We start from the raw sequence: 17,709 nt of genomic DNA on the forward strand, positions 1-17,709 counted from the left end.
GGAAAGAGCGAATGCGGCGGGAACCGGGGGTTACCGGGCGTTGAAGTACTTCGCCTCCGGGTGGTGGATCACGATCGCGTCGGTGGACTGCTCCGGGTGGAGCTGGAACTCCTCGGAGAGCACCACGCCGATCCGCTCCGGCTTCAGCAGCTCGGCGATCTTGGCCCGGTCCTCCAGCTCGGGGCAGGCCCCGTAGCCGAGCGAGAAGCGGGCGCCGCGGTACTTGAGCGCGAACATGTCCTTGACGTCCTGCGGGTCCTCGCCGGAGAAGCCCAGCTCGTAGCGGACCCGCGCGTGCCAGAACTCGGCCAGCGCCTCGGCCAGCTGCACCGAGAGGCCGTGCAGCTCCAGGTAGTCCCGGTAGGAGTTCTCGGCGAACAGCTCGTTGGCCGCCTCGGAGATCCGGTTGCCCATGGTGACCACCTGGAGGCCCACCACGTCCCGCACCCCGGACTCCTCCGGGCGGAAGAAGTCGGCCAGGCAGAGCCGGCGCCCGCGCCGCTGGCGCGGGAAGGTGAAGCGGGTCCGCTCGGTGCCGTCCTCGTGGAAGACGATCAGGTCGTCGCCCTTGGAGTTGGCCGGGTAGTAGCCGTAGACCACGGCGGCCTCCAGCCAGCCCTCGGTCTGCAGGCGGTCCAGCCAGGCCCGCAGCCGCGGCCGGCCCTCGGTCTCCACCAGCTCCTCGTAGGACGGCCCGTCGCCGGCCCGGGAGGCCTTCAGGCCCCACTGGCCCTTGAACAGCGCGTCCTCGTCCAGCCAGGAGGCGTAGTCCGCGAACGGGATGCCCTTGACGATCCGGTCGCCCCAGAACGGCGGGACGGGCACGGCGTTGTCGACGGCGACGTCGGAGCGGATCTGGCCGAGGTTGACCTCGGGCTCCGGCTCCTCCACCTCGACCCGGGCGTGCCGGCGCTGCTTGAGCTCCGGCAGGGCCGCGCCGGGCACGCCGCGCTTGACCGCGATCAGCGCGTCCATCAGCCGCAGGCCCTCGAAGGCGTCCCGGGCGTAGCGGACCTCGCCCTCGTAGATCTCGTGCAGGTCCTGCTCGACGTAGGCCCGGGTGAGCGCGGCGCCGCCGAGGATCACCGGGAAGCTCGCGGCCAGCTTGCGCTGGTTCAGCTCCTCCAGGTTCTCCTTCATGATCACGGTGGACTTCACCAGCAGGCCGGACATCCCGATGACGTCCGCGTTGTGCTCCTGCGCGGCGTCCAGGATCGCCGAGACCGGCTGCTTGATGCCCAGGTTGACCACGTTGTAGCCGTTGTTGGACAGGATGATGTCGACCAGGTTCTTGCCGATGTCGTGGACGTCGCCCTTGACGGTGGCCAGCACGATGGTGCCCTTGCCCTCGCTGTCGGACTTCTCCATGTGCGGCTCCAGGTGGGCCACCGCGGTCTTCATCACCTCGGCGGACTGGAGCACGAACGGCAGCTGCATCTGGCCGGAGCCGAAGAGCTCGCCGACCACCTTCATGCCGGACAGCAGGGTGTCGTTGATGATCTCCAGCGCGGGCCGACCGGCCAGCGCCTCGTCCAGGTCGGCCTCCAGGCCCTTGCGCTCGCCGTCGATGATCCGGCGCTGGAGGCGCTCGTCCAGCGGCAGCGCGGCCAGCTCCTCCGCCTTGGACGCCTTGACCGAGGCCGAGGAGACGCCGTCGAACAGCTCCAGCAGGTGCTGCAGCGGGTCGTAGCCGTCCCGGCGGCGGTCGTAGACCAGGTCGAGGGCGGCCTCGCGCTGGTCCTCGGGGATCCGGGAGATCGGCAGGATCTTGGAGGCGTGCACGATCGCCGAGTCCAGGCCGGCCTCCACGCACTCGTGCAGGAAGACCGAGTTCAGCACCACCCGGGCGGCCGGGTTGAGGCCGAAGGAGATGTTGGACAGGCCCAGCGTGGTCTGCACGGCCGGGCGGCGGCGCTTGAGCTCGCGGATCGCCTCGATGGTCTCGATGCCGTCCCGGCGGGACTCCTCCTGGCCGGTGGCCAGGGTGAAGGTGAGGCAGTCGACCAGGATCGAGCCCTCGTCGACGCCGTAGTCGGCGGTGAGCTCGGCGATCAGCCGCTCGGCGATCTCGACCTTCTTGTCGGCGGTGCGGGCCTGGCCCTCCTCGTCGATGGTCAGCGCGATCAGGCCGGCGCCGTGCTCGCGGGCCAGCGAGGCGATCCGGCCGAAGCGCGAGTCCGGGGCGTTGCCGTCCTCGTAGTTGACCGAGTTGAGCACCGCGCGGCCGCCGAGCGCCTCCAGGCCGGCCCGCAGCACCTGCGGCTCGGTGGAGTCCAGCACGATCGGCAGGGTGGAGGCGGTGGCCAGCCGGCCGGCGATCTCCTTCATGTCGGCGACGCCGTCGCGGCCGACGTAGTCCACGCAGAGGTCCAGCAGGTGGGAGCCGTCCCGGATCTGGTCGCGGGCGATCTCCACGCAGGCCTGCCAGTCGCCGGCCAGCATCGACTCGCGGAACTTCTTCGAGCCGTTGGCGTTGGTGCGCTCGCCGATCGCCAGGTACGAGGTGTCCTGGCGGAACGGCACGGCCTGGTACAGCGAGGCCGCCGAGGGCTCGGGGCGGGGGTCGCGCGGGGCGATCGGGCGGCCCTGGACCCGCTCGACCACCTGGCGCAGGTGCTCGGGGGTGGTGCCGCAGCAGCCGCCGACCAGCGAGAGGCCGTACTCGCGGGTGAACACGTCGTGGGCGTCGGCCAGTTCGGCCGGGGAGAGCGGGTAGTGGGCGCCGTCCTTGCCGAGCACCGGCAGGCCCGCGTTCGGCATGCAGGACAGGCCGATCCGGGCGTTCTTGGCCAGGTAGCGCAGGTGCTCGCTCATCTCGGCCGGGCCGGTGGCGCAGTTGAGGCCGATGTAGTCGACGCCCAGCGGCTCCAGCGCGGTGAGCGCGGCGCCGATCTCCGAGCCGAGCAGCATGGTGCCGGTGGTCTCCACCGTCACCTGCACCAGCACCGGCAGGTCCAGGCCGGCCTCGGCCAGGGCCCGCTTGGAGCCCAGGATGGCGGCCTTGGTCTGCAGCAGGTCCTGGCTGGTCTCGACCAGCAGCGCGTCGGCGCCGCCGGCGATCAGGCCGGCCGCGTTCTGCTGGAACCCGTCGCGCAGCGTCTCGTACGGGGCGTGGCCGAGCGTCGGCAGCTTGGTGCCGGGGCCGATCGAGCCGAGCACCCAGCGGGTGCGGCCGTCGGCGGCGGCGTGGGCGTCGGCCGCCTCGCGGGCGATCCGGGCGCCGGACTCGGACAGCTCGAAGATCCGCTCGGCGATCTCGTACTCGCCGAGGGCGCTGAAGTTGGCGCCGAAGGTGTTGGTCTCCACGCAGTCCACGCCGACCCCGAAGTAGGCCTCGTGGACGGACCGGACGATGTCCGGGCGGGTGGTGTTGAGGACCTCGTTGCAGCCTTCGAGGTTCTGGAAGTCCTCCAGCGTCGGGTCCTGCGCCTGGAGCATGGTGCCCATGGCACCGTCGGCGACCACCACCCGGGTGGCGAGCGCTTCACGCAGCGCGTTCGCACGGTTCTGCTGAGTGATGGACGGGGTGGCTGCTGTGGCCATGGGCTTCTCCCTGGTGCGACGGCTGTCGGCTTTGCGGACCCGCTTGCTCGGGCCCGCACGTGGCCAGGGTATCCGGCCCACGGGTCGGCCCGCCGTTCCATTCCGTATCCTGAGCGTTCGACCGCAAGGGGGGAGCAAGCGCGTGGCCCGATTCGGGACCTCCGCGCAGCGAGCCGGTCGGGCCCTGACGGCCCCGTTCCGCGTGCTGCGCGACCGCTGGCGGGCGTGGTCGTGGTGGCGCCGGTCACTGCTGGCCCTGGTGCTGGTGGCGGCCGTGCCGGCCGCCGCGCTGGGCTCGGTGTTCGTACTGTTCCGGCTGCACTACACCGGCGAGCCCGCCGCCGACGCCCGCACCCGGGGCCGGGACGCGCTCTGGCTCGGCCACGCCTGGGTGGACGGCCGCAGGACCGAGGCCGACGTGGCCGCGCTCGGCCGGCTACTGGCCGGCACCGGCATCCGGGACCTCTACGTGCACACCGGCCCGCTGGAGCACGACGGCTCGCTGCCGCCCGCCGTCCACCCCCGGGGCCGCTGGTTCACCGACACCGTGCACCGGGAGCTGCCCGGCGTACGGCTGCAGGGCTGGCTGGGCGACGAGGTCAAGCCGGAGAAGGACGCCCTGGACCTGGAGGACGGCCCGACCCGGGACCGGGTCACCGCCTCCGCCCGCCAGGTGCTGGACCTCGGCTTCGACGGGGTGCACTTCGACATGGAGCCGATCCGCCCCGGTTCGGCGGGCTGGCTGGCCCTGCTCGACCAGGTCCGCCCGGTCACCGCGGGGCGCGGCGCCAAACTGTCGGTGGCGGCCCCGCAGATCGACCCGGTCCCCGGCCTGCACACGGCCGGGATCCTGCTCACCGACCACGGCAAGTGGTGGGACCAGGCGTACTTCACCGAGACCGCCCGCCGGGTCGACCAGATCGCGGTGATGAGCTACGACACCTCGATGCCCACCGAGCCGCTGTACGGCGGCTACGTCGCCCGGCAGACCGAACTCGCCCTGCGGGCCACCCCGGCCGACGTGGACCTGCTGATGGGCCTGCCGTTCTTCTGGGACGACAAGTGGGGGCACTGGGGCGACGCCGAGACCGTCCGGGCCGCCGTCCGGGGCGTCCGGCTGGGCCTGGGCCGGGAGGACCGGCGGCGGGCCGGCTTCGGCGTCGCGCTGTACGTGGACTTCGCCGCGCTGCCCGAGCACTGGACGGCGTACCGCGACGGCTGGGTGGACCCGGAGTAGCGCGCCCGGCGGGCCCGTGCGCCGGGCGGCGGCGGGCACAGCGCGTCGCCGGTCGAACACGCTCCGCCCCTGGTGAACGCCTGACGGACCGTCAGCTCCGGCGCCGCCGATATCCGGTGGATCCCGGCGGTCCGCTCCCCCAGACTGTCCCGGTGCCCGGCCGCGGTGCGCATCAAAGCCCGTAGGCTGGGCAGGTAGGGACCATGGAGCGAGGCGTTCCATGGGAGACGAGAGGTTCGACAGTCGGCAGCCGGCCCGTCGGCGCCCCGGCAGGCCAGCCGGGGCGGCGCAGGTCCGACCGCCGACCGGAGGGAGACGCTGGGTGATCGAGCTGGAAGATGTTCCCGAGTTGATCGACCCGGTGATGGTCTGCGCCTTCGAGGGCTGGAACGACGCGGGCGACGCCGCCTCCGCGGCTCTGGCACACCTCGACGAGACCTGGAACGGCAAGGTGTTCGCCGCACTGGACGCGGAGGACTACTACGACTTCCAGGTCAACCGGCCCACGGTCTGGCTGGACGGCGGCATCCGCCGGATCACCTGGCCGACCACCCGGCTCTCGGTGATCCGGGTGACGGAGCCGACGACCAGGGACGTCGTGCTGGTCCGCGGCATCGAGCCGAGCATGCGCTGGCGCTCGTTCTGCAACGAGCTGCTGGGCTTCGCCCACGAGCTGGGCGTCGAACTGGTGGTGATCCTGGGCGCCCTGCTCGGGGACACCCCGCACAGCCGCCCGGTGCCCGTCAGCGGGGTCACCTCCGACCCGGACCTGGCCCGTCGGCTGGACCTGGAGGAGAGCCGCTACGAGGGGCCCACCGGCATCGTCGGGGTGCTCCAGGAGGCCTGCACCCACGCCGGGGTGCCGGCCGTGACGCTGTGGGCCGCGGTGCCGCACTACGTCTCGCAGCCGCCGAACCCGAAGGCCACCCTGGCCCTGGTCAACAAGCTCGAGGACCTGCTGGACCTGCGCATCCCGCCGGGCGAGCTCGCCGAGGACGCCCGGGCCTGGCAGCTCGGCGTGGACCAGCTGGCCGCCGAGGACAGCGAGGTGGCCGAGTACGTCCAGCAGCTGGAGGAGGCGCAGGACACCGCGGAGCTGCCGGAGGCCTCCGGCGACGCCATCGCCCGCGAGTTCGAGCGCTACCTGCGCCGCCGGGAGAACGTCGGGCCGACCGGCGAGAAGCCGGTGGCCGGGCACGCCACGGCGGAGCGGCCGGCCGATCCGGAGGCGCCGGGCGGCGCCCGGGAGAGCCAGGACGGCGCCGAGGACGAGTAGCCCGTACCGCACACGCCGAAGGGGCGTCGGGACCGCGTGGTCCTGACGCCCCTTCGGCGTGTGGTGCGGTGGCCCCGGCGCCGGGGCTACCGCACCCGGGTCACAGCGCGACGCCGAGCAGGGCGTCCACGGTGCGGGTCACCAGGCCGGGAGCGCCGATGTCGGTGCCGCCCTCGGTCTCCTGCCGGTCCGCCCAGCGGTCGACCGCGGCCAGCGCGGCGGGCGCGTCCAGGTCGTTCGCGAGCGCCTCGCGCACCTCGGCGAGCAGCTGCTCGGCCGAGGGGCCGTCCGGGCGGGAGACCGCGGCGCGCCAGCGGGCGAGGCGCTCGACGGCCTCGTCCAGGGTGCTCTTGGTCCACTCCCAGTCGGCCCGGTAGTGGTGCGAGAGCAGCGCCAGGCGGATCGCCGCCGGGTCGACGCCCTCGCGGCGCAGCGCCGAGACGAAGACCAGGTTGCCGCGGGACTTGGACATCTTGTGCCCGTCCAGGGCGACCATGCCGGCGTGCACGTACGCCTGGGCGTACGGGTGGGCGCCGGTGGCGACCTGGGCGTGCGCGGCGCCCATCTCGTGGTGCGGGAAGGAGAGGTCGCTGCCGCCGCCCTGGATGTCGAAGGACATCCCGAGGTACCGGAGGGCGATGGCGACGCACTCGATGTGCCAGCCGGGGCGGCCGTGGCCGAGCTCGGTGTCCCAGGCGGGCTCGCCCGGGCGGGCGGCCAGCCAGAGCAGGGCGTCCAGCGGGTTGCGCTTGCCGGGGCGGTCAGGGTCGCCGCCGCGCTCGGCGAAGACCGGGCGCATGGCCTCGCGGGTGAGGCCGGAGACCTCGCCGAAGCGCGGGTCGGCGTCGACCGAGAAGTAGATGTCGCCGTCGACGTGGTAGGCGGCGCCGGAGGCCAGCAGCTTCTGCACGATCGGGACGATCCACGGGATCGACTCGACGGCGCCGATGTAGTGGGCCGGCGGGAGCATCCGCAGCGCGGTCATGTCCTCGCGGAACAGGGCCGTCTCGCGCTCGGCGAGGGCGGTCCAGTCCTGGCCGGTCTCGACCGCGCGGGCGAGCAGCGGGTCGTCGACGTCGGTGACGTTCTGGATGTACAGGACGTCGTGACCGGCGTCCCGCCAGACGCGCTGCACCAGGTCGAACGCGTTGTAGGTGGCGGCGTGGCCCATGTGGGTCGCGTCGTAGGGCGTGATGCCGCAGACGTAGATCCGGGCGGTGCCGTCCTGCGGCACGACCTCCCGGACTGTGCCCGCTGCGGTGTCGTGGATACGGAGGGGGAGCCCCTGACCAGGCAGGGCGGGAACCTCGGAGGCGGGCCAGGCATGCATGGAAACAACTTTAACCTTGCGAACATTTGAAAGCCTAACCAGTACGAAAGATCGACTGGATTCGTTTCCTACCGTTGCCCGACAGTTTCCCGACTGGTATTGCACGGATCCGGCGCTGTCGGAACGCGTGGTGTACGCCCCCCGCACCCGGCTCCGGGCATGGGTGAGCGCCCGGTCGGCCCTGCCGCCGACCGGGCGCCCGGCTCCTCGGGTGGAGCGGCCGGAGCCGCTACGACCGCTGCCAGAGGGCCGGCACGTTCGGCGGCTCCCAGCCGGCCATGGCGGTGTGCGCCTGGAGGCAGGTGTAGGAGACGCCGGAGTAGGTCACGCGGTCGCCCGCGTTGTACGAGGTGCCCGCGGCCCAGCTGCCGCCGGGCGGCGTGGTCGGGCCACCGGTGGAGGTGGAGGTCGGGGTGGGCGTGGGGCTCGGCGTGCCCGGGGTCTGCGCCACGTTCAGCACGAAGTCGTAGCTGCCCTCGCGGGTCGACCCGTTCTGCCGGACGTTCATCAGCAGCCGGGCGTCGTAGATGGTGTCCGTGTTGTTGCGCGGCTCGCCCGGGAAGTACAGCTGGGTGGTGACGATCGAGCGGCCGGGGGCCTGGAGCTTCACGTGGATGTGCCGGGTGCGGCCCGGGTAGAGGCCGGGCACGATGGTGTCCAGCTTGTAGGCGCCGTTGGCGTCGGTGAACTGGTGGCCGCGGAAGGTGTATCCGCTGTTGTCGTAGTTGCCGCCGTCGTCGGCCTGCCAGAAGTCCAGCAGCACGCCGGAGATGGGCCGGCAGGCCCGGCCGAAGACGTAGCCGCTGACGACCAGGCGGGTGCCGGGGCCGTCGTTGACCATCGAGCTGCGCAGCGGGGAGTTGGGCTTGAAGTACGGGCCCTCGGTCTGCTCGATGGTGGGGGCGTCGCCGTCGTGGCACTCGGGGGTGAGGGCGAGCGGCTCGCCGGAGCCGATCTGGTCCCGGGCCAGTGCGACCCCGCCGCCGACGAGCAGCGGGGCGGCCCCGAGCGCGGCGGCGGCCTTGAGGACGGTCTTGCGGCTGATCATGCCGTCGGGCGTGGGCATGCGCCGTCTCCTTATCGTGAGGCGGGGGGTGGGGGCGGCCCTTGCCATGGTGGGGGCATGACAAGGGCCGGACCGGCCGCCCGTCCGTGCGCGCCGGACCGGCCACCGGTGGCCACCAGCAAAGTTACGGGCCGTCCGGTGCGACCGCGATGGACATGATCCGGGGATCGTGGTGATTTCCGTCGACCCTGGACCGGAACTCCCCCGGGGTCATCCCGGTCTCCCGGCGGAAGAACCGGCAGAAGTACGCCGGGTCGACGAAGCCCGCCTCCTTGGCGACCTGACGGATCGTCAAGTCCGTGCAGGCGAGCAGCCGTTTGGCCTCCAGGGTCTGCTGGCGGCGGATCAGACCGCCGGGCGTCCGGCCGGTGGCCTGCTTCACCAGGGTCTGCAAGTGCCCCGGGGAGACGCCGAGTTCCTGCGCGGTGGAGGCCACCGAGTGCCGCACCCCGCCCGGCCGGGCGATCAACCGGGTGAAGGCGGCGGCCACTTCGGCCGGGCGGCCGGGCACCGACGGGCGGTCGGCCGGGGCGCAGGCGCGCAGCGCCCGGACGATCAGGATGTGCAGGCTGGCCCGCAGCACGCCCTGGTAGCCGGGCCCCCTGGTCCGGTACTCGTACTCCATGTCGGCGAGCAGCGCGGCGACCGCGTCGGCCTGGTCGCCGAGCGCGAGGGCCGGGCGGGTGGCCAGCGCCCGCAGGGCGGCGAGGTCCTGGGGGTGGCCGAGCAGGAAGTCCTCGTTGAACAGGACGACCCGGCCGACCAGCTCCTCGGCGTCCGCCCAGTAGTGCACCTGGCCGGGCGTGATCACGCACAACTGCGGTGGCGCCAGCGGCCGGTGGACGAGGTCCAGGACGTGGGCGCCGTGGCCGCCGGTGACGTGGACGATCTCGTAGAACGAGTGCCGGTGGGGGAAGCCGGCCCGGGAGAGCGGGCCGATCGCGTCGAAACTGCCGATGGCGAAGGGGAGCAGCTGGGGCAGCGGGACCTGTAACCGGTGCAACGGCAGGTCCGGCGTGGTTCGGGGGGTGGGGGTCGTCCGTCGCACATCCATCGGAGCAGTGTGCGACCTGTTCCGGGGACAGGTCCAGACCATCTGCCGCCGTTTTCGACGAGCGGTCCGGACCACCGGCGCTCCGGGACACCGGTTCGGGCACCGGTTCGGACCCGCCGAAGCCCCGCCCTAGACCGGCGGCCAGGGGATCGCGGGCCAGTCCTCGGGCGGCAGCGGGTGCCGGCCGGAGCCGCGCAGCGCGGCCACCCGGGCCCGGGTGGCGTCCAGTTCGGCCGCCGTCAGGTGCGGGGCGAGGCGCTCGGCGAGCTCGCCGTCCAGCTGTTCGGCCAGCCGGGCCAGCACCTCCAGCGCCTCGGCGGGCAGCGGGTCGCCGGCCCAGCCCCAGAGCAGGGTGCGCAGCTTGTCCTCGGTGTTGAAGGTGACGCCGTGGTCGATGCCGTACACCCGGCCGTCGGCGGCCGGGATCAGGTGGCCGCCCTTGCGGTCGGCGTTGTTGAGCACCGCGTCCAGGACGGCGAGCCGGCGCAGCCGCCGGTCGTCGTGGTGCACCAGCAGGGCCGTCCGCCCGCCCTCGACCTCGGCCCGGACGATCGGAAGCCAGCCCGCCTCCGGGCCGCGCGGGTCCTGGAGCGCGAGCAGCGGCTCGGCCGTCGGGTCCGGCTCGACCCACAGCTGCAGCATGCCGGGCCCGTGCGGGCCGTCGCGCAGCACGGTCGGCGGGACCAGCGCCCAGCCGGTCGCGGCGGACAGCTCGTACGCGGCGACCTCGCGGCCGGCCAGCGTGCCGTCCGGGAAGTCCCACAGCGGGCGCTCCCCGGCCACCGGCTTGTAGACGGCCTGCGCGCTCAGCGAGCCGTGCGCCACCGTGCAGTACAGCGCGGCGTTGGAGGCGTCGGTGAGCCGCCCGTGCACCGTCAGCCCGCCCTGGCGCAGCAGCGCGAGGGCGGTGGGCACGTCGGCGGCCAGCGCGGCGGCGGCCGACGGGTCGGCCTGCGGCGGGGTGTCGGTGTTCAGCGCCGGTAGCCGTTCGCGCGCGGGCACAGGTGGCCCTCCGGGTCGAGCGGCAGGTTGCAGAACGGGCAGGGCTTGCGGCCGGCCGCGACCAGGTCCAGCGCGCGCTTGGCGAAGACCCGGGCCATCGCGCCGGACAGCCGCACCCGCAGCATGTCCGGGCCGTTCTCGTCGTCGGTGAAGGCCGCCTCGGCGGCGTCCTCCTCCTCTTCCTCCTCGACCAGCGCCTGCGCCTCGACCACCAGGCAGGCGTCCACGCTGTCCCAGGCCAGGGCCATGGTGCCGACCCGGAACTCCTGCTCCAGCGGGAGGTCCAGCGGCGCGGTGTCGAGCAGGTCGTTCGGGGCGGCGGCCGGGATGGACGTGTCGCCGCCGCTGCGCCGCAGCGCCTCGTCCAGGACCTCCTCGATGCGCTCGGCGAGCGCCGCGACCTGGGTCTTCTCCAGCAGCACGCTGGTGATCCGGCCCCGGGCGCTGGCCTGAAGGTAGAACGCCCGGGCGCCGGGCTGGCCGACGGTGCCGGCCACGAACCGTTCGGGCTGGTCGTAGAAGAAGACCTGACGGGGCACGCTCTCGCTCCGGATCGTGTCGGTCGGCGCGGTTCCGCCGGGGGCGGGCCGCGGCCGGATGGACTCGCTAGTCACCCTACGACCTTCGGGCTCCGGCCGGGGAGCCGAGCCGACGGCCGCGGGCGGGGTGGCACCCGGGGAAGCGAACGGTGCCGCCGCGGACGGCGCCTCCCCGGACGGCCCGTCGGCGGCGCGGCCTAGACGGTGCCGCCGACCACCGCGTCGCCGGCCGGGGTGGCCGCCGCCGGGCCGGGCCGGGGGGCGAGCGAGGCGAGGTCGCCGGTGTCGCCCATCCGCAAGACGAAGGGCCGCTGCGGGGTGTAGCGGATGGCGGTGACCGAACAGGGCTCGACGCTGATCCGCTGGAAGTGGTCCAGGTGCAGCCCGAGCGCGTCGGCCACCACGGCCTTGATCACGTCCCCGTGCGAGCAGGCGATCCAGACCGCGTCCTCGCCGTGCTCGTCCGCGATCCTCCGGTTCCACTCGCGCACCGCGTCCACCGTGCGGTGGCTCAGCTCGCGCAGCGACTCCCCGCCGGGGAAGGCGGCCCCGGCGGCGTGGTCCTGCACGGTGCGCCAGAGCGGCTCCTTGGCCAGCTCGGCCAGCGGACGGCCGGTCCACTCGCCGTAGTGGCACTCCCCCAGCCGCTCGTCCTCGGCCGGCGGCCCGAGCTCGGGCCGGACCGCCAGCAGCGGCTCCAGCGTCTGCCGGCAGCGCTCCAGCGGGCTGCTGACCGCCCGCACCAGCGGGATGCCGGCCAGTCGGCCGGCCAGCGCGGCGGCCTGGTCCCGGCCGGTGTCGTCGAGGTCCACGCCGGGGGTCCAACCGGCCAGGATTCCGGCGGTGTTCGCGGTGGAGCGGCCGTGACGGACGAGCAGCAGGGTGGGCATGGGGTCAGCCTACGGCCTCCGGGCCCGGCCGTGGAGACCGGATTTCCCGCCCGTCCGGCCCGCGGCGGCCGGGTCCGCCACCGCCCCGGCCGCCGGGGGCCGGTGGACCGGAATCCCCCGGATCCGTGCCGGGCGGCCCCGCTCGGGTGACAATGGCCCGCATGATCGTCCACTGCGCCGCCTACCACGACGGCCGCCGCATCGAGGCCCCCGAGGACCTGGCCGGCGCACTCGCCGCCGCCCGCGCGGCCGGTCCGGACGGCTTCGTCTGGATAGGCCTGTTCGAGCCCACCGCCGAGGAACTCGACCGCGTCGGCCAGGAGTTCGCGCTGCACCCGCTGGCCGTCGAGGACGCCGTCAGCGCCCACCAGCGCCCCAAGGTGGAGGCGTACAAGGGCTCGCTGTTCGTCGCGCTGAAGACCCTCGGCTACCACCCCGGCGGGCACGTCGTCACGGTCGGCGAGGTGATGGTCTTCCTCGGCCCGGACTTCGTGATGACCGTCCGGCACGGCGAGGACAGCCCGCTCGGCGGACTGCGGGCCGCCCTGGAGCAGGACCCCGAACAGCTGCGGTACGGGCCCAGCTCGGTGCTGCACTCGGTCTGCGACACGATCGTCGACGGCTACATGGACGTGGCCGCGGGGCTCCAGACCGACCTGGACGAACTGGAGGCGGACATCTTCTCCCCCTCCCGGGTCGACCGCGACACCGCCGGACGGATCTACGGCTACAAGCGCCAGGTGATGTCCGTGCGCCGGGCCACCGGCCCGCTGCTGGAGCCGATGCTGGCCCTGGAGCGCGGCGCCCGCTTCGTCCGCCCCGAGGCCGCGCCCTACCTGCGGGACGTCGCCGACCACGTGGCCCGGGTGAACGACCAGGTGGACGGCATGGACCGGCTGCTGTCCGACATCCTGAACGCCAACCTGGCGCAGGTCAGCGTCCAGCAGAACAACGACATGCGGAAGATCTCGGCCTGGGCGGCGCTGGCCGCCGTACCGACCATGATCGCGGGCATCTACGGGATGAACTTCGAGCACATGCCGGAGCTGCACCAGATCTGGGGGTACCCGGCGGTGCTGGTGCTGATGACGGTGGTCTGCCTGGTGCTGCACCGGGTGTTCAAGCGGCACGACTGGCTGTAGCTCCGGTGGTCGGACCGCAGGCGGTCGGGCCGCTCGGACACCCGGCCCCGGTCAGGCCAGTCCGGCGCGCTCCAGCGCCTCGACACCGGTGCGCAGCGCCAGGATCCGCTCGTCCAGGGTGAACCCGGCCGGGGCCAGGGTGAGCGTGGTGACGCCCGCCTCGGCGTAGGCCTGCATCCGGTCGGCGATCCGGGCGGTGTCGCCGATCAGCGAGGTGGCGTCGATCAGGTCGTGCGGGACGGCGGCCGCGGCGCCCGCGTGGTCCCGGGCGAGGTACTTCTCCTGGACCTCGTCGGCGGCCTGCTCGTAGCCCATCCGCCGGGCGAGCTGGTTGTAGAAGTTCTTCTCCTTGCTGCCCATGCCGCCGATGTAGAGCGCGGCGTACGAGCGCAGGGCGTCGACACCGGCCTTGATGTCCTCGCCGACCGCGAGGTTCACGGTCGGGCAGAGGTCGAAGCCCTCCAGCGTCCTCCCGGCCTTGGCGCGGCCGGCCGTCAGCGGGTCGAGGGAGAGCGCGGCGTGCTCGGGCGAGAAGAAGATGCCGAGCCAGCCGTCGGCGATCTCGCCGGTCAGCTCCAGGTTCCTGGGCCCGATCGCGGCGATGTACAGCGGGATGTGTTCGCGCACCGGGTGCACGGTGAGCTTGATCGGCTTGCCGGGGCCGCCGGGCAGCGGGAGCGTCCAGTGCTCGCCCTCGTGCACCAGGCGCTCGCGGGACATCGCCTTGCGGATGATCTCCACGTACTCGCGGGTGCGGGCGAGCGGCTTGTCGAACTTCACCCCGTACCAGCCCTCGGACACCTGCGGGCCGGAGACGCCGAGGCCGAGCCGGAACCGGCCGCCGGACAGGGTGTCCAGGGTCGCGGCGGTCATCGCGGTCATCGCCGGGGTGCGCGCCGGGATCTGGAAGATGGCCGAGCCGACGTCGATCCGCTCGGTCTTCGCGGCGACGAAGCTGAGCACCGTCGCGGCGTCCGAGCCGTACGCCTCCGCCGCCCAGCAGACGGAGTAGCCGAGGCGGTCCGCCTCCTGGGCCACGGCGATGTTGTCGGCGTCCATGCCGAGTCCCCAGTAGCCGAGGTTGATCCCGAGTCGCATCTGCCGCACCTTCCAGTGGGTTGGGGTTGGTCGCGAGGGTAACCGTGCCCGCACCGAACACGCTACTGACGGGTAGGGGTGGATCCGGTCACACCGGTGCTGTTGATCGTTCTGCGGGTCTGCACCTCTCTCCGCGCACCGGCCGCTACGCTCAGCCGACGTGGGGAGCGCTCTCCCCACCTGCGCGTTCACAGGGCCGCCGGGGCTCCCGGGGCCACCGGCCAGTGGAAGGCCCGTCCGATGGAAAAGCGTCACCTCGGCCGTACCGGCCTCCAGGTCTCCCGACTCGGCCTCGGCACCATGACCTGGGGCCGCGACACCGACGAGCAGGAGGCCGCCGAGCAGCTCAAGGAGTTCGTCGACGCCGGCGGCAACCTGGTCGACACCGCCGACGTGTACGCGGACGGCGGCGCCGAGTACCTGATCTCCCGGCTCACCGACAGCCTGGTCCCCCGCTCCGAACTCGTCATCGCCACCAAGGCCGGCAGCGTCCCCGAGTCCGCCCGCCGCTTCGACGGCTCGCGCGGCCACCTGCTCGCCGCCCTGGACGCCTCGCTGCGCCGGCTCGGCACCGACTACGTCGACCTGTGGCAGGTGCACTCCTTCGACCCGGTGACCCCGGTCGAGGAGACGCTCAGCGCCCTCGATATCGCCGTCTCCTCCGGGCGCGCCCGCTACGTCGGGGTCTGCGACTTCAGCGGCTGGCAGCTCGCCAAGTCCGCCGCCTGGCAGCACGCCCACCACGGGCGGGTGCCGCTGGCCGGGGCGCAGCTGGAGTACTCGCTGCTCCAGCGCGGCATCGAGCGGGAGGCGCTGCCCGCCGCGCTGGACGCCGGGGTCGGGGTGCTGGCCGGCTCGCCGCTCGGGCGCGGGGTGCTCACCGGCAAGTACCGGCACGGCGTCCCGCAGGACTCGCGCGGCGCCTCGCCGTACCTGTCCGGATTCGTCCAGCCGTACCTCGGGGAGCGCTCGCGGCGGATCGTGGACGCCCTCGCCACCGCCGCCGACGGACTCGCCAGCACCCCGCTGGCCGTCGCGCTGGCCTGGGTCCGGGACCGGCCCGGGGTGGCGAGCGCCCTGGTCGGAGCCCGGACGGTGGCCCAGCTGCAGTCGGCGCTGTCGGTGGAGGCGCTTACGCTTCCGGATGAGATCCGTGGTGCGCTGGACGACATCTCGTCGCCGGTGCACCACTACCCGGACCAGGGGTGGACGGAGCTGTGACCACCGGCCCGGGTCGTCGAGCAGAACCTGCAGTGGAGTGACCTTTGGAGCGGACGACGATGACTGACACGGGGAACGGCGCTCCGGAGGTGACCGCCGGGGCCAAGCTGACCCCGGAGGCGAAGGCCGCGAAGTTCGCGGAGCTGGCCCAGCGGATCCGCGGCATGCAGCCGGAGGACGCCGCGGACCGTGCCGCACGGGCGGGTGCCGCCCGGGCGGAGGCCTCGATGGCGGAAGCCCCGGCTGAGGAGGATCCGACGGAGGAGGCCCCGGAGCCCGGAGGGTCGGAGCCCGGCGAGCCGGAGCCGGCCGCTGCGGCCCCGGTCCCGGCCGCCCCCGTTCCGGCCTCCCCGGTCCCGGCCGCCCCCGCTCCAGCCCGGGTCCCCGCCCCGGCCGCCCCCGCCCCGGTGGTGTCCGACCGGCAGCGCGAGGAGGTGCTCCGCGCCACCGTCGAGGTGCTGACCGCCGGCGGCGCCCCGGCCGACCTGGCGGCCGCCGCCGTGGCCGCACTCGGCGAGGAGGCGCCCGCACGGCTGCGCGAGGACCCGTGGGCGGTGCTGGGCCTGCCCGGCGTCCGGCCCGAGCACGCGGACGGCTTCGCCCGGGAGCTGCTCGGCGCCGGCGCCGGCCCGGGCGACGAGCGCCGCGCCCGGGCGCTGGTGCCGTGGCTGCTGGAGCAGGCGGCGCTGCGCGGGCACTCCGCCCTGGAGCTGGCCGAGGTGGCGGTCGGGCTCGACCGGCTCCGGATGCCCGAGCCGGCCACCGCGATCCAGGCCGCCGTCGAGGACGGGCGGGTGCTCTCCTTCCAGGAGGAGCTGGCTGGCCCCGAGGCGCACGCGGCGGGGGGCGACGAGGAGGACGAGGCGCCGACCCGGACGCTGCTCGCCCTGGCCGGGCTGGCGATGGCCGAGGACAGCCTCGCCGAGAAGCTGCTCCAGCTGATGGCCACCTTCGTGCCGGGCGAGGACGCCGAGCAGCCCGGGGAGGCCGCCGATTCCGAGGACGCGGAGGCCGGGGCGGAGGCCGCCGAGGGCTCCGCCCAGCAGCCCCCCGCCGCCCCCGGCCCGGCCGCCTGGGCGGCCGCCGCCGAGGCCGCCTCGTCCTCCTCCGCGACCGCCCTGATCAAGGCCGTCGCCGAGCACGCCCTGGTGCTGCACACCGGCGGCGAGGCGGCCCGCGCCGAGCCGGCCGCGCTGGTCGCCGCCGCCCGCGGCCTCGGGCTGCGGGCCTGGGCCGCCACCTGGACGGACCAGGGGCGGGACTCCCTCGCCGCACTCGCCGAGGCGGGCGCCGGGGCCCCCGTGGTCACCCTCGCCGAGCTGCTCTCCGGCGCCGCCGGCCCCGGCCGCGCCCCGGACGGCACGCTCGCCCTGGACCTGCTGGTCGTGCTGGACGCCCCGCTGCTGGACGTCGACCTGGCCGCCGTCGTCCTGGAGTCGCTGGCCGACGGCACCCGACTGGTGCTCAGCGGGGACCCGGGGCAGCTCTGGTCGGCCGGCCCCGGGCGGGTCTTCGCCGACCTGCTGGCCGCCAAGGCCTGCCCGGCGGTCGCCTCCCGCACCCCGGACTTCGGCCCGATCGGCGAGCTGGTCTCCGGTGTCGGCATCGGCGAGCTCCAGCCCGTCGAGGCGCCGGACAAGGAGGTGGTCATCCTGACCGCCAAGGACGCCGGCGAGGCCGTCCACCGCGCCGTCCAGCTGCTCACCGACTCCATCCCGCGCGCGCTGGGCATCCCGGCCGAGCAGGTGGTGCTGCTCACCCCGGGCCACGGCGGCCCGGCCGGCACCCGCGCGCTGAACGCCGCCGCCAAGGCCCGGCTCAACCCCGGCCCCGGCCGGTTCGGCGGCTTCGACCCGGGCGACCGGGTAGTCGACTCCCCCACCCCCGGCGTCACCCGCCCGGCCCGGGTGCTGGACGGCGACGCCACCGGTCTGCACCTGGAGTACGCGGACGGCTCGCACCGGACCGTCCCGCCGGCCGAGGCCGCCCGGCTGCGGCACGGCTGGGCACTGACCGTCCACCAGGCGGTCGGCCGGCGCTGGCCGGGCGCGGTCGTGGTGGTCCCGGAGGACGCCGCCCAGGCGCTCACCCGGCAGTGGGTCTACACCGCCTTCGGCCGCGGCGAGCGGCACCTGTCCGTGGTGCACGCGGCGGGCCCGGCGCTCGTCCAGGCCGTCGCCGAGCGCCAGGCGCAGTCGCGCACCACCCGGCTGCGGGCGGTCCTCGCCGAGAACGCCGCCTCGGCGTACTGACCGGCGTTCCGGCCGGCCCCGCTCCGACGGGCCGCCGGCCGGAACGCACGACGGGCGGG

13 protein-coding genes are annotated in these 17,709 nt (G+C 74.2%); 5 read left to right on the forward strand and 8 right to left on the reverse strand.

Going from position 1 to position 17,709, the window contains the following annotated elements; all coding sequences use genetic code 11:
- Positions 1 to 30 precede the first annotated feature (30 nt).
- Positions 31 to 3,543 carry a methionine synthase gene (gene metH / locus ACFY4B_RS03490; protein WP_387966337.1) on the reverse strand — a complete coding sequence of 1,171 codons (3,513 nt, stop codon included), beginning with the start codon at positions 3,541 to 3,543 and terminating at the stop codon, positions 31 to 33.
- A 142-nt stretch (positions 3,544 to 3,685) separates the two neighbouring features.
- Here metH and ACFY4B_RS03495 point away from each other — a divergent pair, with 142 nt between their 5' ends.
- Complete coding sequence (locus tag ACFY4B_RS03495) at positions 3,686 to 4,780, forward strand: hypothetical protein (protein ID WP_220450037.1); 1,095 nt, start codon at positions 3,686 to 3,688, stop codon at positions 4,778 to 4,780.
- Positions 4,781 to 5,102: 322 nt separating this feature from the next.
- Entirely contained in the window at positions 5,103 to 6,056 is a 954-nt protein-coding gene (locus ACFY4B_RS03500; protein WP_049650984.1) for a PAC2 family protein, read from the forward strand.
- Positions 6,057 to 6,156: 100 nt separating this feature from the next.
- Here the strand turns inward: ACFY4B_RS03500 and mshC are convergent, their stop codons facing one another.
- The 6 genes from mshC to ACFY4B_RS03530 all read right to left on the reverse strand — a co-directional run bounded on the left by mshC (position 6,157) and on the right by ACFY4B_RS03530 (position 11,937).
- A complete protein-coding gene (mshC, locus tag ACFY4B_RS03505) occupies positions 6,157 to 7,386 on the reverse strand; it encodes a cysteine--1-D-myo-inosityl 2-amino-2-deoxy-alpha-D-glucopyranoside ligase (RefSeq protein WP_049650985.1) in 1,230 nt (409 codons plus the stop codon).
- 229 nt (positions 7,387 to 7,615) lie between these two features.
- The gene (locus ACFY4B_RS03510; protein WP_387966338.1) at positions 7,616 to 8,452 is read right to left on the reverse strand and encodes a carbohydrate-binding protein; all 837 of its coding nucleotides are present in this window, start codon (positions 8,450 to 8,452) and stop codon (positions 7,616 to 7,618) included.
- Positions 8,453 to 8,576: 124 nt separating this feature from the next.
- On the reverse strand, positions 8,577 to 9,455 hold the full coding sequence (locus tag ACFY4B_RS03515) for an AraC family transcriptional regulator (protein ID WP_049650987.1): 879 nt from the start codon (positions 9,453 to 9,455) through the stop codon (positions 8,577 to 8,579).
- A gap of 180 nt (positions 9,456 to 9,635) precedes the next feature.
- Complete coding sequence (locus ACFY4B_RS03520; protein ID WP_387966507.1) at positions 9,636 to 10,433, reverse strand: SCO1664 family protein; 798 nt, start codon at positions 10,431 to 10,433, stop codon at positions 9,636 to 9,638.
- A 44-nt stretch (positions 10,434 to 10,477) separates the two neighbouring features.
- Positions 10,478 to 11,047: a DUF3090 family protein gene (locus tag ACFY4B_RS03525; RefSeq protein ID WP_049650988.1), complete on the reverse strand. Its 570-nt coding sequence runs from the start codon at positions 11,045 to 11,047 to the stop codon at positions 10,478 to 10,480.
- A 197-nt stretch (positions 11,048 to 11,244) separates the two neighbouring features.
- Complete coding sequence (locus ACFY4B_RS03530; RefSeq protein WP_049650989.1) at positions 11,245 to 11,937, reverse strand: histidine phosphatase family protein; 693 nt, start codon at positions 11,935 to 11,937, stop codon at positions 11,245 to 11,247.
- 161 nt (positions 11,938 to 12,098) lie between these two features.
- Here ACFY4B_RS03530 and ACFY4B_RS03535 point away from each other — a divergent pair, with 161 nt between their 5' ends.
- On the forward strand, positions 12,099 to 13,079 hold the full coding sequence (locus ACFY4B_RS03535) for a magnesium and cobalt transport protein CorA (protein WP_049650995.1): 981 nt from the start codon (positions 12,099 to 12,101) through the stop codon (positions 13,077 to 13,079).
- Positions 13,080 to 13,130: 51 nt separating this feature from the next.
- On the opposite strand, the gene ACFY4B_RS03540 is transcribed toward ACFY4B_RS03535, so the two are convergent.
- The gene (locus tag ACFY4B_RS03540; RefSeq protein ID WP_117487218.1) at positions 13,131 to 14,177 is read right to left on the reverse strand and encodes an LLM class F420-dependent oxidoreductase; all 1,047 of its coding nucleotides are present in this window, start codon (positions 14,175 to 14,177) and stop codon (positions 13,131 to 13,133) included.
- A 240-nt stretch (positions 14,178 to 14,417) separates the two neighbouring features.
- On the opposite strand from ACFY4B_RS03540, the gene ACFY4B_RS03545 reads away from it, so the two are divergent.
- Together ACFY4B_RS03545 and ACFY4B_RS03550 are read left to right on the forward strand one after the other, a co-directional pair.
- A complete protein-coding gene (locus ACFY4B_RS03545; protein WP_074002315.1) occupies positions 14,418 to 15,398 on the forward strand; it encodes an aldo/keto reductase in 981 nt (326 codons plus the stop codon).
- 59 nt (positions 15,399 to 15,457) lie between these two features.
- A complete protein-coding gene (locus tag ACFY4B_RS03550; RefSeq protein ID WP_387966339.1) occupies positions 15,458 to 17,650 on the forward strand; it encodes a helix-hairpin-helix domain-containing protein in 2,193 nt (730 codons plus the stop codon).
- Positions 17,651 to 17,709 lie beyond the last annotated feature (59 nt).

It is taken from the genome of Kitasatospora sp. NPDC001261, assembly GCF_042896795.1.
GTDB lineage: Bacteria > Actinomycetota > Actinomycetes > Streptomycetales > Streptomycetaceae > Kitasatospora.